This window comes from uncultured Maribacter sp. (assembly GCF_947500985.1).
Lineage (GTDB): Bacteria > Bacteroidota > Bacteroidia > Flavobacteriales > Flavobacteriaceae > Maribacter.
In genome coordinates this window covers 516,189-530,641 of record NZ_CANMTX010000004.1, presented here as the reverse complement: position 1 = coordinate 530,641, position 14,453 = coordinate 516,189, and the positions used below count along the sequence as shown (strand labels likewise).

Sequence of the window (14,453 nt, the reverse complement as noted above, 5' to 3'; positions counted from 1 at the left end):
AATTTCCTAATTATTTTGATGCAACAGAAGTGCATTTATTGCCTGCTGCATTTGTCACAGATTCCCTTCAAAACCAAATTTGCGTCTTCGGCAACGTAACCGTCCGGGAGGTTGATATGTGGAATCTTATGTTCAGTCAGACAGACCGTCTCATTGCAGTTGCTGCAATGAAAATGAAGGTGTAAATCCTGTTCAATCTCACAGTTACAACCGGGCTCACATAATGCATACTTGGTTGTGCTAGTGCCATCGTCTATCTGGTGTACGATTCCTTTTTCCTCAAAGGTTTTCAGCGTTCGGTATAACGTAGTCCTGTCAGATTTCGCGAAAGCGTTCTCAATATCCGTAAGGGCGACCGCAATTTCCTTTTCGGCCATATATTTATAGATCAAGATGCGCATTGCCGTAGGACGCACATTTTTATTTTCCAATGTTTTTTCTATTTCCTTCATGCTTTATTATTAATGGCCGTGACCTCCTTCTTCTTCGCTATTCTTTGCTTTTGCCAAAAGGGTAAAAGAATCCTTTAAAACAATTTCCATAGAAGTAATGTCCTGCGTTTCATCGACAAATTCGAACGCAACAAAACCTTCTTCCTCGTTACCTTTTGTGATTTCGAGCATTTCAAAATCATTCATCGGGTTTTCACCTTCTCTCCGTTTTCCGAGGGATTTAAAAATATACTGTTTTGCTTCAAATCGAACTATGGCTTCTTCTGGAACGGCATATAGTTCCTGCGCTTCCACTTCAATAGCTGCATTGACGAACATTCCTGGCAATAAGTCTTCATTTTTTTCCTTTAAATGACCGTGAATCGTAATAGACCTATCGTCACGCACGTTGCTTCCAATGAGAAATACTTCGGCTTCCATCCATTCTTCCGGTGCATTTGCCAGTCTAAAGCGAATGCGTTGCCCATTACGAATCAAGGGAATATCATCTTCATATACCTTAAGTTCTACATGTAAATCTGTTGCATCGGTAATATCCATTATTACATCTTGGGGATTGAAATATTTTCCTGTGTTGATATAAACATCCCGAACCACACCATTTATGGGCGAATACACATTCACGACAGTTGATAGATTACCATTTTTTACACTTATTGGGTTTATACCTATCAATCGAAGTTTACTTTCAAGCGACTTGATGTTTGCCTGATTGGTCAAATACATACTTTTCGCCTTTTGGAATACTTTTGTTGATGTTACATTTTCATCGTTCAAGGTTTGCTGACGGTCAAAATCTGCTTTGAGATAATCATTATTTGCCCGAGCTTCCAAATATTCCCTTTGGAACTCGATAAATTCTGGATTTTCCACACTTGCTATTACCTGACCCTTTTTAATTCTGCTACCAGGAAGCATTTCGGTATATTTCAAAAATCCCCCGTACAGTACTGTAACTGAAATATTGCCCTGTGGTGGCACATCAATCATTCCGTTTACCGAGATTTCGTGTCCTATTTTTCGTTTTTCAACCTTACCAATGACAATGTTGGTCTGTTCCATTTGCGCATCGGTCAGTTCAACTTGATTTTCTTCTCCTTTGTGGTCATCTTCAACCATTGGTTGTGCATTATCCTTACAACCTGTTGACATTAAAGCGACGATAAAAAAGATTGTTATATATATATTCTTCATTTTATTGATTATTAGCGATGAGTTCTTCGATTTTTATGAGTGTTTGATTGTACTGGTTTACAAAATCCAAATATTTCACTTGAATAGTCATTGCCCTGTTAAGCCCTTGGATGTATTCGATATACCCAACTTCCCCTTCCTGAAATCCACGTTGGGAATTTTTCAACAGCAATTCCGCTTGCGGCAAAGCATTGTTTTTGTACGATTCCAGATTTGTTTGCTCCGTTTGAAGCGTTTCCCATAAGGTATCAAACTGGGTCTGCGCTCTGTTTTTTATAGCTTCCAATTGTGCTTCGTTCTCCATTTTTTGGATTTTGGCAGCTTGGATTTTCGCTGTGTGTGGTTTTAACCAAATTGGGATACTCAAACCCAATTGCACACCTGTAAATCTATCTCCAGAATCGAATACTGTTGGTGTTCCGTTTGCGGTTTCGCCATTGCCTATAAAGGATTGATTGAAATAACCCAATGTGATATCTGGTAATAGTTTTGAAACAGCCACGGATTTTTCATTTTCGGCAAGTTCGATTTGCTTTTGGTAAAAAGCGAGCGTTGGATTATTTGAGATTGCTGTGGAATCCTTCAACTGGGGTAACATTTCAGTTTTTACTTCTAAATTTCCTACATTGATATCAACCAAACTATCTGTATTCATCAGATTTTGCAATTGTAGTTGATGGTTTTTAAGGACAGAAGCGTTATCCAAAATCATAATCTGAATATCTGCCAGTTCCACATTGGCTGTTGCCTGCTCCAATGCATTGCTTTCGCCTGTTTTATAACGCAAGTTCGCGGCGTAGGCAAACCGTTCATAAATGCTGTCCTGTTTTTGCAGTACCATTTGTTTGCTCTTGATATACCACAATTCGTAATACGTGGATTTAACTTGGGCAATCAAATCATTTTTTAGAACCGCTTCATTCAGTTCGCTTGCCTCAATTTTGGTTTTTACCAATTTATTTTGGCTTCCATAAAGTGTTGGGAACGCAAACTTTTGACTAACGCTAAAACGTGTATCATTATCTGCAATGCTATTGATTTGTCCATATTCCAAACCAAAATCAGTTTTAGGTAAATCGAAACTACTGCCTTTCAATGCCTGCTGCTGTTCTGTCTGCAAACGTGACACCTTGATATTGGGATTGTTTTTTAATGCTGTTTCAATTACTTCATCAATATTTTGATAGACTTTTACTTGAGAAGTTGTCTGCGCATTTATGGAAAAGGCACTTCCGAATAATGCCATCAGCATAACAAGAGCTGTCTTATTAGGTTTCGTCTTTAATTTTTTTTCAGAATAATAATAGAGAATTGGCAATACCACGAGCGTTAAAAAGGTTGCTGTAATCAAACCACCAATCACTACGGTTGCCAAAGGTCGCTGTACTTCTGCGCCAGAAGTTTGGGAAATTGCCATTGGCAAAAACCCTAGAGAGGCTACGGAAGCGGTCAAAATTACAGGACGTAAACGGGTCTTTGTGCCTTGATAGATGCGTTGGAAAATATCTGAAATTCCGTCTTTTTTAAGTCGGTTAAATTCCGCAATTAAAACGATACCATTTAGGACCGCTACACCAAACAAAGCAATAAATCCAACTCCTGCAGAAATACTAAATGGCATATCTCGAAGCCAAAGTGCAAACACACCCCCAATGGCTGATAATGGAATTGCCGTAAAAATGAGCACACCTTGTTTGATTGACCCAAACGTAAAGTATAACAGAATAAAAATGAGCAACAATGCGAGTGGAACTGCAATTGCCAAACGTTCTCGTGCCTCCACAAGATTTTCAAACTGCCCTCCATACGAAATAGTATAGCCTGGTTTCAGATTGATTTGTGAATCGATTTTTGAACTTATTTCATCAACAACGCTTTCCACATCCCGATTACGCACATTGAAGGCTACGATTATTCGTCGTCGTGTATCATCTCGTTGAATTTGGTAAGGTCCATCTTTTATGGAAACATTTGCTACCTGTTGCAAGGGAATCTGTTGGCCATTGGCACCATTGAGATACAGATTCTGGACATCCTGAAGGTCTGTTCTGTTTTCATTTTCCAAACGTACTACCAAGTCAAACTGCTTTTCGCCTTCATACACCAAGCCTGTGGAAGCTCCAGCGAATGCAGCTTGAATCGTATTGTTTACCGATTTTATATCCAATCCGTATTTTGCAAGTTGTCCACGATTGTAGTTGATGACTATTTGTGGCACTCCCGTGACCTCCTCCGTATAGACATCCACAGCACCTTCCACCGTTCCTGCCAATTTTCCGATTTGGCTTGCATAGGTAGAAAGTTGATTTAAATCTTCGCCATAAATCTTGATGGCGACATCTTGACGCACACCTGTCATCAACTCATTAAAACGCATTTGAATCGGTTGTTGAAAACCAAAGGTAACACCAGGAATAACTTCAAGTGCTTCAGCCATTTTATTTGCCAAATCTTCCCTGTTGGATGCCGAAACCCATTCTGATTTATCTTTAAGAATTATCATTAAATCGGCAGCCTCAATCGGCATCGGATCTGTTGGGATTTCTCCCGAACCAATTTTAGATACGACTTGTTCCACCTCTGGAAAATTATCCAAGAGGATTTTTTCAGCTTTGGTAGTCGCTTTTATTGTATTTGAAAGGGAACTTCCCGTAATAACTCGTGTTTCTACCGCAAAATCGCCTTCTTCAAGTGTTGGAATAAATTCGCCACCCAAGCTTTGGAACACTAAAAAAGCGGTGACGAAAAGTGCAATGGTACTACCAACTACAATAATTCTTGTACGCATTGCCCAATGTATGATTGGTTCGTAAATGCAATAAAAGAAGTCCATTATTTTATCGGAAATATTCCGCTTGTGTTCTGTTTTTTTGCTCAAGACCAATGCCGACATCATTGGAATGTAAGTCAGCGACAATAAGAATGCTCCCAAAATAGCGAAACTTACCGTTTGCGCCATCGGTCCGAACATTTTGCCTTCCGTTCCCACCAAGGCTAAAATAGGTAGATATACAATTAGGATGATGATTTCTCCGAAAGCTGCTGAATTTCGAATTTTACTTGCAGATTGATACACTTCTTCATCCATTTCAGCCTGCGTCAATTTTCTGGAAATTTTTAACGCCCCTAAATGGAATAGGGTCGCTTCCACAATAATGACCGCACCATCCACAATTAAACCAAAATCAACTGCTCCCAAACTCATCAGGTTTGCCGAAACACCAAAAATATGCATCATACTAAACGCAAATAGTAAAGCGAGAGGAATAACGGATGCTGTAATCAAACCAGCACGCCAATTGCCCAACAATAAAAGTAAAATGAAAATCACGATAAGCGCACCTTCCACAAGATTGGTGGTAACTGTACCAATGGCATTGTCCACCAATTTAGTTCTATCCAGAAAGGGTTCGATAACCACACCTTCGGGCAAGGTTTTGCTAATGGTTTCAATTCTATCTTTTACATCCTTTATTACTTTGGCGGAGTTAGCGCCTTTCAACATCATAACAATCGCACTAACCACTTCGCCTTCGCCATTTCGGGTTGTTGCGCCATAACGAATCGCCTTTCCTGTTTGAACTGTTGCAACATCACTTATCAAAATAGGAATGCCACTTTCTGTCTGCTTTACAAGAATATTCTTGATATCTTCTATCGAACCAACAAGGCCTTCGCTTCTAATAAAAAGTGCTTTGTCATTTTTTTCAATATAAGCACCGCCAGTATTTTGATTGTTATTTTCGAGTGCGCTGAAAAGGTCGGAAATGGAAACACCCATACCGTTCAAGCGTTCTGGACGAACTGCAATTTCATATTGTTTTAGATAGCCACCAAAACTACTGACGTCTGCAACGCCTTTCGTTCCCAATAGCTGGCGTTTAATGACCCAATCTTGTATCGTCCGAAGCTCTGTTGCTGTGTATTTGTCCTCATAACCAGGCTTTGTAGCAATGACATATTGATAAATTTCACCAAGTCCCGTAGTCAATGGTGCGATTCCTGGCTTACCGATGCCCTCTGGAATTTGGGATTGAGCATCCGCCAGACGTTCGTTTACCTGTTGTCTTGCCCAATACACATCTACATTCTCCTCAAAAACAATGGTTACAACCGATAATCCAAAACGTGAAAAAGAACGAATTTCATCGATTTGGGGAATGGTTGCCATTGTGAGTTCAATGGGAAAAGTGATTAATCGCTCAACCTCTTGGGCTGCAAGTGTTGGCGAGGTCGTAATGACCTGTACTTGATTATTGGTAATATCCGGAACGGCATCTACAGGAAGCTGTTGCAATGAATAAGCACCCGTGATAATCAAGGCTAGAGTGAGTAAACCAATAACCAGCTTATGGGTTATGGAATACCTAATAATTTTATTAAGCATAGAAAGAATTTAATACAGTTAAACATCACGGAATTATGCCAAAAAATTGCAATTGTCCGCAGCGGAGTGTGACCTTTCTAGGTCAAAATCGGATATAGTTATCCTAGTGTAAAACTGACTATGCCTTTGGAGGCTGGAAAAGAGAGTGTGAAATGTCATTGCCGAAGCTATCGAAATGCGCAAATTTTTCCTTGAAATTCATAAGAATCAAGGGTTCGAACGAAATAATGTTGGATTCGATGGTATGGATATGGCAGCAATGGCAATTGCAAAATGGGGAACACAGGTCGGTTGCGCCATGGTCATGATTTCCATCCATCGCGATTACATTTTCGATTTCCGCATCATCACTTGACATCTTCCCATCATTACACGGAATGAAATTGAGTGCCAAAAAATATAGCGATAATATGATTGCGATTGATTTCACTTTCCAAAGATAACAAGAAATTCATGCAACTGTGTTGCAAAGCTTTACTATGCTATGAGTTCCTAAAAAAAGAAAGTTGTACGGGACTGCATTTAATTTCTAAAGTTCAAATAAGGGTATTTCCACAGAATTTAACTAGTACGTTTAAACCCACCTTTATTTAGACTTTCAAAATTGCAGATTTAGTCTACTTATAACGACCGTTTAAATGGACCTTTCTCAACATTATTTAGTAACTATTTACAAATAGCACTTTTAATAGAAAGTTTTTGCATAGAGGACTATTACATAAAAGGTGCAAATAGTGAAGTAATCTCTTCTAGATAAAATTAACGATAAAATCTATTTTAGACAGAGTTCAGTTTACACCATCATTCATGGACTAACCGATTGTAATAGGATACAAATTCCACAACATCCTCATCGCTGATTTCATCCGAAATTTGTTTAGATGAGATGACCATATCTTTGATATTAATTTTCAAAATATCGTTGAGTTCTATTAAGTCTGATTGGTTATGACCAAAAGCGGTATAGGCTTCAATTTTACCTTTTATAATACTCTTGAAAATATCCAGCGCTATAAACGCGGTATCAGGGATATTATTGTTATGGACCTGTTCATTATCCATAGCTTAAAAAGGCCCTTTTTCCCTCGGTCTTTTACTGGTAACTTTCCATTGACCGTTTTCTTTAACCAACTTGAAAATTCCAGTTTTCCCATCGTAGGTGCTGCTGTATTTTATCCAGGCAATTTCGCCATCAACAGCTTCATCTAAAATTTCCACTTCGATGTTTTTATCAGAATCCGGTATCATATTCTGTACAGTAATCAAACTGGCATAGCCTTCTGTAGTAGTATGTTTTTTTAAAGCTGATTCATCTTTTGAAAAAAAACTTCCCGCAACTGCCTTGGCAGTTTCAGAAGGGGATTTTGTTGTGCTTTCTGAACAAGAAAGGAACAACAGTACAAGCGAGCAAATGACGATTTTTTTCATAACAATTTTAATTTGGGTTATTGATATACTTATGCGATACCTTCAATTTTAAATCCCTTTCCCCATTTTTCTCATTCAGCTCAACCACTAATCTACGGTCATTAATTATTGAAAATTTAGGCATTACATAAACTAATTTTACAACTTCGCCCTCAGCTATTCTGGACGGTACGTTGTGCTTAAAAATGGGTTCTTGAAGCAGCTTTTGTAACGATTTTCTTTTGCCTTTTTGTCTTGTTTCTAGCGAGAGATTTAAGAAATTTAAGTCGTAATCCAAACTCGATTTATTCTCAATCTGGATAACAAAGTAGAGTTCTTCCTTATCAAAAACTATATTCTCAACACTCAAAACGATGCTTTCATTTCGTTTTTGTATCGTACCTATTCGTTGCTTTCTTTCAAGAAGATAAGAAGAGAATTTTGTGTAGTAAAATCTGCTGTTATCTACTAAATTCTCAACTTCAGTTACTTCGGTAGTGTCAATGATGATAGGTTTTTCATTGCCTATACTACTTGATTGTGACACGAAATAATTGAGCTTCGATAGCTGCTTTCTATATCTTATAATATACGAAAAAATCGCCCCATTTCTATTGATTATCAATAAATTACTTTCTTTCCCAGGGGTTGCCTGAAGCAATCCAAAGTACTGTTCTTTTTCACGATTGTAGGTAAAGACAAAATTATCCGAACCAGTTACACCTTGCCTAATAGGTTCTGGAAAGAACAGCGCAACGTTTTTGGTGTCGTTGGCATAAATGGTGTCGAGAACTTTGGTTGTTTGTGCTTTCGCGAAAGCGGAAATACATATGACTGCTATTATTAAGACTGAATTTTTCATAAGAGTGCGTTTTTAAATACCCATTATAGGCCTCATAATTTTGGTTTTAAGATTAATTTGTAATTGTTCAAAACCGTAACTTTTACGTTACGATTACTACGTCTAAGAACTTTTGTAATTCCACCTACTTGCGGAACGGCAGGTATGTTGATGTCGCCAATAATGTCGTCAAGAACTTCGGTGGTGGCTTCTGCTCGAAAGTTATTTTCCACATAGATACCTTCACTACCATCCAGCAAATCAAAAGCTTTGAGTTTGGTCGGATGATGCTTTATGTTTTCAATCTCAATCAAGGCACGGTTGGGTTGAAAGCTTATGAACCCGAAAATGAATGTGTTCTTTGATATCTGTTTGCCATTGATTAGTGCAGACTTGGTCAGGCGCATTCTTAATCGGGTATTTGCCATAACTATTTGGTCGCCGTCAACGACCACGTAAATAGTTTCATCTGTATTACCTAAAATTGAAAATTCATTTGGTTTTGGCGATGCAGCAAAGAACAGTTGATGTTCTAGTCCTAATTCTTTAGCTTCAATCTTTTGTTCTCGTTTTATTTCGGCTGAGTCAATCTGTTGTACATTTTTTTGTGCAACTTTCTTTTGTCCAATATTTTGATACCGCTTTTCGGAATATTGAATTTTACCAGCATCGTAAATACTATCTATAATGCGTTCTTTTTCACGTCCCGGAAGGTCAGGGTCATAGAAGCCTAAAGAATCAATTAGTTTTTCGTCATAGATACTCGGTGCATTGGTTTCCCTTGCTTCCTTCAAATCGTTGATGGCATCTAGTTTGGAATCGTATTCTTTTTGGTTTTCATCCAAATCTGGTACTAAGGTCTGTTCTAAATTATCATTTTCGCTTTCATCATCGCCCATAACCATCATAGAATAGGAAATCAGGAATATGAAAATCACAGCCAATACAGCTGCAAAGACAATTTTATTTTTTTCTATCTTCATCTGTAAGTTTTTTTAAAGTGTTCTCGAAATAGTTTGTAATCAACAATCCGTGCGGATTATTTGGAAAGTTCCGGTCAACCACTATCAGGTTTCCAGTGGAAACCAACTCATATTTATCGATAATAGTCCCTCTGTTGATTTCAAAAATGGTCGTTGTGGTAAAGCTATATGACCCCTTGTTTTCTTCTATTTTGGAATCGATGCTAACTACCTTTTCTACCAAAGAATACTGTAACAATCGGTTGTAGACACCATCTGCCTTTTTTTGTCGGTATAGGTTATCCACGGAACTATTGCCGAGCCAAAGCGCCTTTTCTAGATTGCGTTCATAATTGCTGGCATCGATATTATAGAAGTAGTTGTGGAACAGGTCTAAATGCGCTAAAGCTTCAACCTTAAAATTCTCTTTTTGCGTAACGAGCTTCAGCGGAATAATACTGCCATCGGTATTTATGGCGAAAGCACTATTAAGTGCTTTTTGATTGGTATTGAACGCTATCCAAACCGAAAAGGTACTGGACAGCAAAGCGCAAACAATAACTGCTATTACTATAAATCGGTTCAATTTTAGGACGGCATATATGTTCTTGTATGGTGTTTTCATAGTTCTATTTTTAATCTGCTTTAAGCCGTAAATAACCTGAGTGTAAATGATGTGGCGCGTTTGTATAATTTGAATTTCAGAAAAACAATAAAACCAACTGACCCAAGTTGAACCACAGGTGCAAAAAAGCCCTGGCCAACATCTGTCCCAAATAGGTTTGTCCAGAAATTTGTATTGATTTCCGTATAGAGTGCGTTCACAAATACATTAACCAAAAAGAATGCTGGCACCAACATATAAACGCCAGCGTACAATTTGAAAAATGTGTAGGCAAGCGAGCGGAACTTTTCAAAAACGGCCAAACTTATAACCAACGGAAAGAAAGCTTGCATTATTCCAAGTAAAAAGTAGCGTTCTGCAAGGAATAATGGGTAGATGAACAAATCCAGAATCCAAAGGAAAAGACTAATGATAAATGCAAATATTTTGAATCCATAAAGTGGTGTGACTAAGGCTTCGTATAAGAGCGTCATAGCTGCTTGTGCTACCTCAATGATACTTACATCTTCCTCAATGGGAATATCTTGCATCTGCAAGGGTAATAAGGCTGGTGCGGTGCCTCGATATTGTCCTTCAATAGAAACCAAGATACTATCGAAGAAACCTAGTACTTGTGTTGAAAAGATGACCAGCACGACAATGGCAAAGTTCTTCATCAATTCCCCTGGGCTTAATCCCCAAGTATAACCATCTTTGTCCGCAATGCCCTCGTTATACTTTTTAAGGATATTGACCAGAAAAAACAATACAGCAAGCGTTTTCATTCCGGCAATGGTGTATTGCGAGAAACTGCTGTTCTGTATGGTTTGAAACACCGCATCGATGTATTCCAATCCTATCCCTAAAAGTATGGTTGCGGTCATTATTAATATTCTGTTTCGCGATTATTTATTTTATCCTGCATTTTTCTGAAGGAAATAATGTCCCTATATCGTTTGGTTCTTGTGTTAATATTGGAAACCATTTCCTTAGATTCCTGTTTTTTCTGTTCTAACACTTCAGCACGTTGTGCATCAGACATTTTTAGATTATCACTTGATAAAATTTCTCCCATAAAATCAACCGTGTCTAAAGAGTTTTGGACTATAGCATCAAAAGATTCCGCAACCCGTGTGACTTCCTCTGGTTTGATGTAAGGCGAGTTTAAAATATCCTGTAAATCGTCTTGCATTACATTAATAAGGCGTTGATTGTTCTGTGCAATTTCCTGAACCGCTCTAAGCTGTTGTACCACACTTGACACCTTTTCCATACTTTCTTTTGCATCTTTCAGGAACTTTACAGACTTAATAAGTTGAGAGGTCTGTTTTGCAGATTCGACAAGAGATTTTACCAAGCTAATAAAGTTGGTATTGTCATAAGTGGGCATTCCCTGGCACGCAGCGCGTGCAGGCAGTAAAAAAGTGAATGCGATTACGAGTACTAAAATTTTTGTCTTCATAATATTATATTTTAGATGTGAATTGAATTATTGCTTTTTCCATATTGTTATGCTCATCGAAGAGCTTCATTATGGCCTCGTTTTCTTGTCCATCGGTCAAGTATGCTGCATACACTTCCTTCGGAACTTCTAGCCTAAAAATGTTACTTTCTTTACCTATTTTGATAAACATTTCGGTGTACTTGCGTGGACCAGAAAGATTGTTCTTGATGGATTTTAATTGGTTTAAATCGTGGCTAGAAAGATTGAGTCTTTTGACTAATTCATCATAGCCTTTTTCATTGTTCAGGCTATAAATGACCTGCGTATTTTCTAGTATGCTGGCTGATGTTGAATTATTGGGAAGTTGATTTATGGATTGAAGAATAATCCCAATCGCACCATTTTGTTTACGGATAGCTTGATAATAGAATTCCACGCTTTCCAATACGTTATCAAACTTTAGTTGCTTTGCAAACTCATCGAAAAGAATAATGCCTTTTTCTGCTCTGTTTTTCCAAATGGTTCTTTGGATGGCAGACTTAATCAACTTCAACATTACGGACAGGATTTCCTTGTTATCCTTGACTTCATCCAGTTCAAACACAATCAAGCGTTTGTCCTCTATTTTATAGGTTTGGTCTTCGCTTACTTCAAACAGGAAACTATATAGACCATCGCCGACATATTCAGACATTACGTGTAAGAAGCTTGTAATATTGAAATAATCGGGATGGATTTTTAAGGTATCCAGAAGGTCTTTCTGATTCTTTTCTATAAAGTTGTAGAAACCATCTAAGGAATGATTTTCCGAAGTATTATTGTAATAATGGCGCAGTATCTTTTTGACTGAAACCGATTGTGCTTTGGTTACTTTTAAATCTGAAGCAAAGAGTTCAAACAAGAAAACAGACAAGTCTTCCAACCGTTCTGGTGTTAGGTCATTTGTATCGCTGATGTAAAAGGGATTGATACCCAAGTTCTTTCCACTTTCGTAGCGAAGTACTGTATATTTTTTAGGATAGAGCTTTGCGAATTTGGTGTAAGAACCACCTAAATCAATGATGACCAACCGAACACCGCTTTCAAAATACTGGCGTAGAATGTTATTCGCCAAAAAGGATTTCCCTTCCCCTGTTGGCGCAAAAATGGCAAAGTTCCGAGCTTTAATTCGTTTCTTTTTTTCATCCCAAACATCCTTTAAAACTGGAATGTTATGCTCACGGTCGTTAAAGATGATTCCCGTGGAATCAGATTTGTAATTGGTGTTATTGATGAACAGGCATAAAGCGTGTTTTAAATCAGTTACATACAAATCGTTGTTTGAGAAATTGGACGAAAAACAGCAGTAACTGTTCAGGATATAATTCTTTCGTTCTTCGCCTCTAGGGTAATACGGAATGATATCCAGTTCCTTAAACTCGGTCTTTATTTTAGAACCGATTCGGCTTAGGTTTTCAGGATTTTTATCCCAGAAAACAATGTTTAAATGACCACGAATAATCCGTGCATTATCATCCGCATTGATTTGGTCAAGGATATGCTGAATTTTACCAAGTACTACTTTGTTTTGAGAACCGAAGTTTGAACTCTTGTTGAGTTCTTCAATCTTTTTGTCGAGCAACTTGCGCCACTTCTGTTTGTCATCCAAATACAAAATTTGATTGACAATGTGGTTTTCATTAAGCGTAAGCCCTAAGCCATCAATAAACCCTTGATGAAACACAAAATCTTCAGAAGTGAATTTCTCATTGGTTTTGCTACTCTGTACACTTTCGCCAAAGCACAGTTCGCTATTGATGGCAAGGGCATCAAAATGGTTTTCGCCAATATTGACGCTTTTCTTTTCTAATAAAATATCGGTATCAAAGCCTTCGTTGAAGCCATTAAAATAGCCCTTTGTTAAATGTTGAATTTCCATTGCATCAATCGGAAGGAATTCCATTTTACGACTGTTATTGATGAAGGAAACCGAATCGCTAACCGAGTTGACGAACCGTTGCACGTTATCATCCAGTTCCTGTACGATTCCTTTTGAAACGTTACGGAACGGATTCACATATTTTGAATTATTGAATGCCTTGTTTTTGGTTAACGTGAAGAACAGGTAACACTTATGTTCTATATGACCGCGACTTTTAAAATGCTCGTAAGTAGCTTTTTCTAAAAAGGTCGTATTCGGAAGCTGCTCAGAAGTATAGGTTTTCTTCAGGTAGATATCTTGCTTATGAACAACAGTCCCAACGGGTAATGATTTTAGGGCTTGAAACCAAGCTCCGTGCATATCCTCAAAATCATTTTCAGAAAGCGAATAGATTTCCGGTAGATTCCCTTTATAACACAAAATCACATTGCCATTATTGGCAAAGATGATATTGTCCTGAATATCTGTGATAGGTTGATATGCGGAAAGGTTAATCTTGTTCATAATCGAAGCCTGAGTTTTGTTTATTACTAATAATTGTTGGAAAGACTTTTGCCACCTGAAACAGTTGAGGATTATTGCTAATTCTCGTGAGCGAGATGTATAAAGCAGCGTTGAAAATGGCAACACCTATAATCATCGCAAAACTGAACGAGAAGATGATGACCATTAATGAAGCCAATACTGACATCATCATCAGGGCAAACAAGGAAATGGGCAGCCCAAAAATGACCGCCTTTTTCCTAATGTTTTTATAGGGCTCAAATTTTTTCATAAAGCTTTGATAATAAAGACCTCGATGAGGGTTAATTAAACAACGATTGAGATTAAATAAGTAAATATGCCGACAACCGCACCTGCGATTAAAACAAATACAAGGACACGAGTAATACCTTTTTTAAGGTCTGCGTTTTCCCCAAAGAAATGTCCGGCATTAAATAGGAAACCAACAAGAAATATAACCCCAAGTAAAATTGGAAAGATGGTTCTGATGGTATCGCCCACATCATTAACAGAATCTTCGATTCCCCCAATTTGAGCAAAAAGTGATGTTGAGAGCAGCGACAAAAAAGTTGCCAAATAGATTGATTTTTTCATAATAAAAGGTTTAGAATTTTTATTCATTTTCGCTTTCTTAAATTTACATATATTTGTACATAAATAACTGAAAATCAATTATTTGTGAATAAAATATTATTTGATATCGATTGAATTCCGTTGCTATTATTTGGCATCAAATG

14 protein-coding genes are annotated in these 14,453 nt (G+C 37.7%); 1 reads left to right on the top strand and 13 read right to left on the bottom strand.

Features of this window, described 5'->3' with window-relative positions:
* Nucleotides 1–35 precede the first annotated feature (35 nt).
* The 12 genes from Q0871_RS11615 to Q0871_RS11560 all read right to left on the bottom strand — a co-directional run bounded on the left by Q0871_RS11615 (nt 36) and on the right by Q0871_RS11560 (nt 13,716).
* Nucleotides 36–452 (bottom strand): Fur family transcriptional regulator, encoded by a 417-nt coding sequence (locus Q0871_RS11615; protein WP_073240391.1) that lies wholly within the window; start codon nt 450–452, stop codon nt 36–38.
* A 9-nt stretch (nt 453–461) separates the two neighbouring features.
* Nucleotides 462–1,604 (bottom strand): efflux RND transporter periplasmic adaptor subunit, encoded by a 1,143-nt coding sequence (locus tag Q0871_RS11610; protein ID WP_299323034.1) that lies wholly within the window; start codon nt 1,602–1,604, stop codon nt 462–464.
* Nucleotides 1,605–1,647: 43 nt separating this feature from the next.
* Nucleotides 1,648–6,033, bottom strand: coding sequence for a CusA/CzcA family heavy metal efflux RND transporter (locus Q0871_RS11605; protein WP_299323032.1), 4,386 nt, complete (start codon nt 6,031–6,033; stop codon nt 1,648–1,650).
* 118 nt (nt 6,034–6,151) lie between these two features.
* Entirely contained in the window at nt 6,152–6,463 is a 312-nt protein-coding gene (locus Q0871_RS18740; RefSeq protein WP_073240394.1) for a DUF6660 family protein, read from the bottom strand.
* A gap of 371 nt (nt 6,464–6,834) precedes the next feature.
* Entirely contained in the window at nt 6,835–7,095 is a 261-nt protein-coding gene (locus Q0871_RS11595) for a hypothetical protein (RefSeq protein WP_073240395.1), read from the bottom strand.
* A gap of 3 nt (nt 7,096–7,098) precedes the next feature.
* Nucleotides 7,099–7,461, bottom strand: coding sequence for a hypothetical protein (locus Q0871_RS11590; RefSeq protein ID WP_276493804.1), 363 nt, complete (start codon nt 7,459–7,461; stop codon nt 7,099–7,101).
* Between the two features lie 7 nt (nt 7,462–7,468).
* The gene (locus tag Q0871_RS11585) at nt 7,469–8,302 is read right to left on the bottom strand and encodes a DUF4138 domain-containing protein (RefSeq protein WP_073240397.1); all 834 of its coding nucleotides are present in this window, start codon (nt 8,300–8,302) and stop codon (nt 7,469–7,471) included.
* A 32-nt stretch (nt 8,303–8,334) separates the two neighbouring features.
* Entirely contained in the window at nt 8,335–9,264 is a 930-nt protein-coding gene (traM, locus tag Q0871_RS11580) for a conjugative transposon protein TraM (protein WP_299323005.1), read from the bottom strand.
* Nucleotides 9,245–9,868: a conjugal transfer protein TraK gene (locus Q0871_RS11575; RefSeq protein WP_299322997.1), complete on the bottom strand. Its 624-nt coding sequence runs from the start codon at nt 9,866–9,868 to the stop codon at nt 9,245–9,247. The genes traM and Q0871_RS11575 overlap by 20 nt, the downstream gene beginning before the upstream one ends.
* Nucleotides 9,869–9,888: 20 nt before the next feature.
* On the bottom strand, nt 9,889–10,731 hold the full coding sequence (locus Q0871_RS11570) for a hypothetical protein (RefSeq protein WP_299322993.1): 843 nt from the start codon (nt 10,729–10,731) through the stop codon (nt 9,889–9,891).
* Between the two features lie 2 nt (nt 10,732–10,733).
* Complete coding sequence (locus Q0871_RS11565) at nt 10,734–11,309, bottom strand: conjugal transfer protein (RefSeq protein WP_299322988.1); 576 nt, start codon at nt 11,307–11,309, stop codon at nt 10,734–10,736.
* 4 nt (nt 11,310–11,313) lie between these two features.
* Entirely contained in the window at nt 11,314–13,716 is a 2,403-nt protein-coding gene (locus tag Q0871_RS11560; protein ID WP_299322984.1) for a TraG family conjugative transposon ATPase, read from the bottom strand.
* A gap of 116 nt (nt 13,717–13,832) precedes the next feature.
* Between Q0871_RS11560 and Q0871_RS11550 the strand changes: the two genes are divergently transcribed.
* Entirely contained in the window at nt 13,833–13,970 is a 138-nt protein-coding gene (locus Q0871_RS11550) for a hypothetical protein (protein WP_299323375.1), read from the top strand.
* Nucleotides 13,971–14,022: 52 nt separating this feature from the next.
* Here Q0871_RS11550 and Q0871_RS11545 read toward each other — a convergent pair whose 3' ends face one another.
* The gene (locus tag Q0871_RS11545; RefSeq protein ID WP_215932671.1) at nt 14,023–14,310 is read right to left on the bottom strand and encodes a hypothetical protein; all 288 of its coding nucleotides are present in this window, start codon (nt 14,308–14,310) and stop codon (nt 14,023–14,025) included.
* Between the last annotated feature and the right edge of the window lie 143 nt (nt 14,311–14,453).

Bases quoted from the DNA above. Each gene is read 5' to 3' on its own strand.
- Q0871_RS11590 (WP_276493804.1), bottom strand. From the start codon at position 7,461: ATGAAAAAAATCGTCATTTGCTCGCTTGTACTGTTGTTCCTTTCTTGT.
- Q0871_RS11615 (WP_073240391.1), bottom strand. From the start codon at position 452: ATGAAGGAAATAGAAAAAACATTGGAAAATAAAAATGTGCGTCCTACG.
- Q0871_RS11565 (WP_299322988.1), bottom strand. From the start codon at position 11,309: ATGAAGACAAAAATTTTAGTACTCGTAATCGCATTCACTTTTTTACTG.
- Q0871_RS11610 (WP_299323034.1), bottom strand. From the start codon at position 1,604: ATGTCAACAGGTTGTAAGGATAATGCACAACCAATGGTTGAAGATGAC.
- Q0871_RS11550 (WP_299323375.1), top strand. From the start codon at position 13,833: ATGGCAACACCTATAATCATCGCAAAACTGAACGAGAAGATGATGACC.
- Q0871_RS11585 (WP_073240397.1), bottom strand. From the start codon at position 8,302: ATGAAAAATTCAGTCTTAATAATAGCAGTCATATGTATTTCCGCTTTC.
- Q0871_RS11595 (WP_073240395.1), bottom strand. From the start codon at position 7,095: ATGGATAATGAACAGGTCCATAACAATAATATCCCTGATACCGCGTTT.
- traM (WP_299323005.1), bottom strand. From the start codon at position 9,264: ATGAAGATAGAAAAAAATAAAATTGTCTTTGCAGCTGTATTGGCTGTG.
- Q0871_RS11560 (WP_299322984.1), bottom strand. From the start codon at position 13,716: ATGAACAAGATTAACCTTTCCGCATATCAACCTATCACAGATATTCAG.
- Q0871_RS11575 (WP_299322997.1), bottom strand. From the start codon at position 9,868: ATGAAAACACCATACAAGAACATATATGCCGTCCTAAAATTGAACCGA.
- Q0871_RS11570 (WP_299322993.1), bottom strand. From the start codon at position 10,731: ATGACCGCAACCATACTTTTAGGGATAGGATTGGAATACATCGATGCG.
- Q0871_RS11605 (WP_299323032.1), bottom strand. From the start codon at position 6,033: ATGCTTAATAAAATTATTAGGTATTCCATAACCCATAAGCTGGTTATT.
- Q0871_RS11545 (WP_215932671.1), bottom strand. From the start codon at position 14,310: ATGAAAAAATCAATCTATTTGGCAACTTTTTTGTCGCTGCTCTCAACA.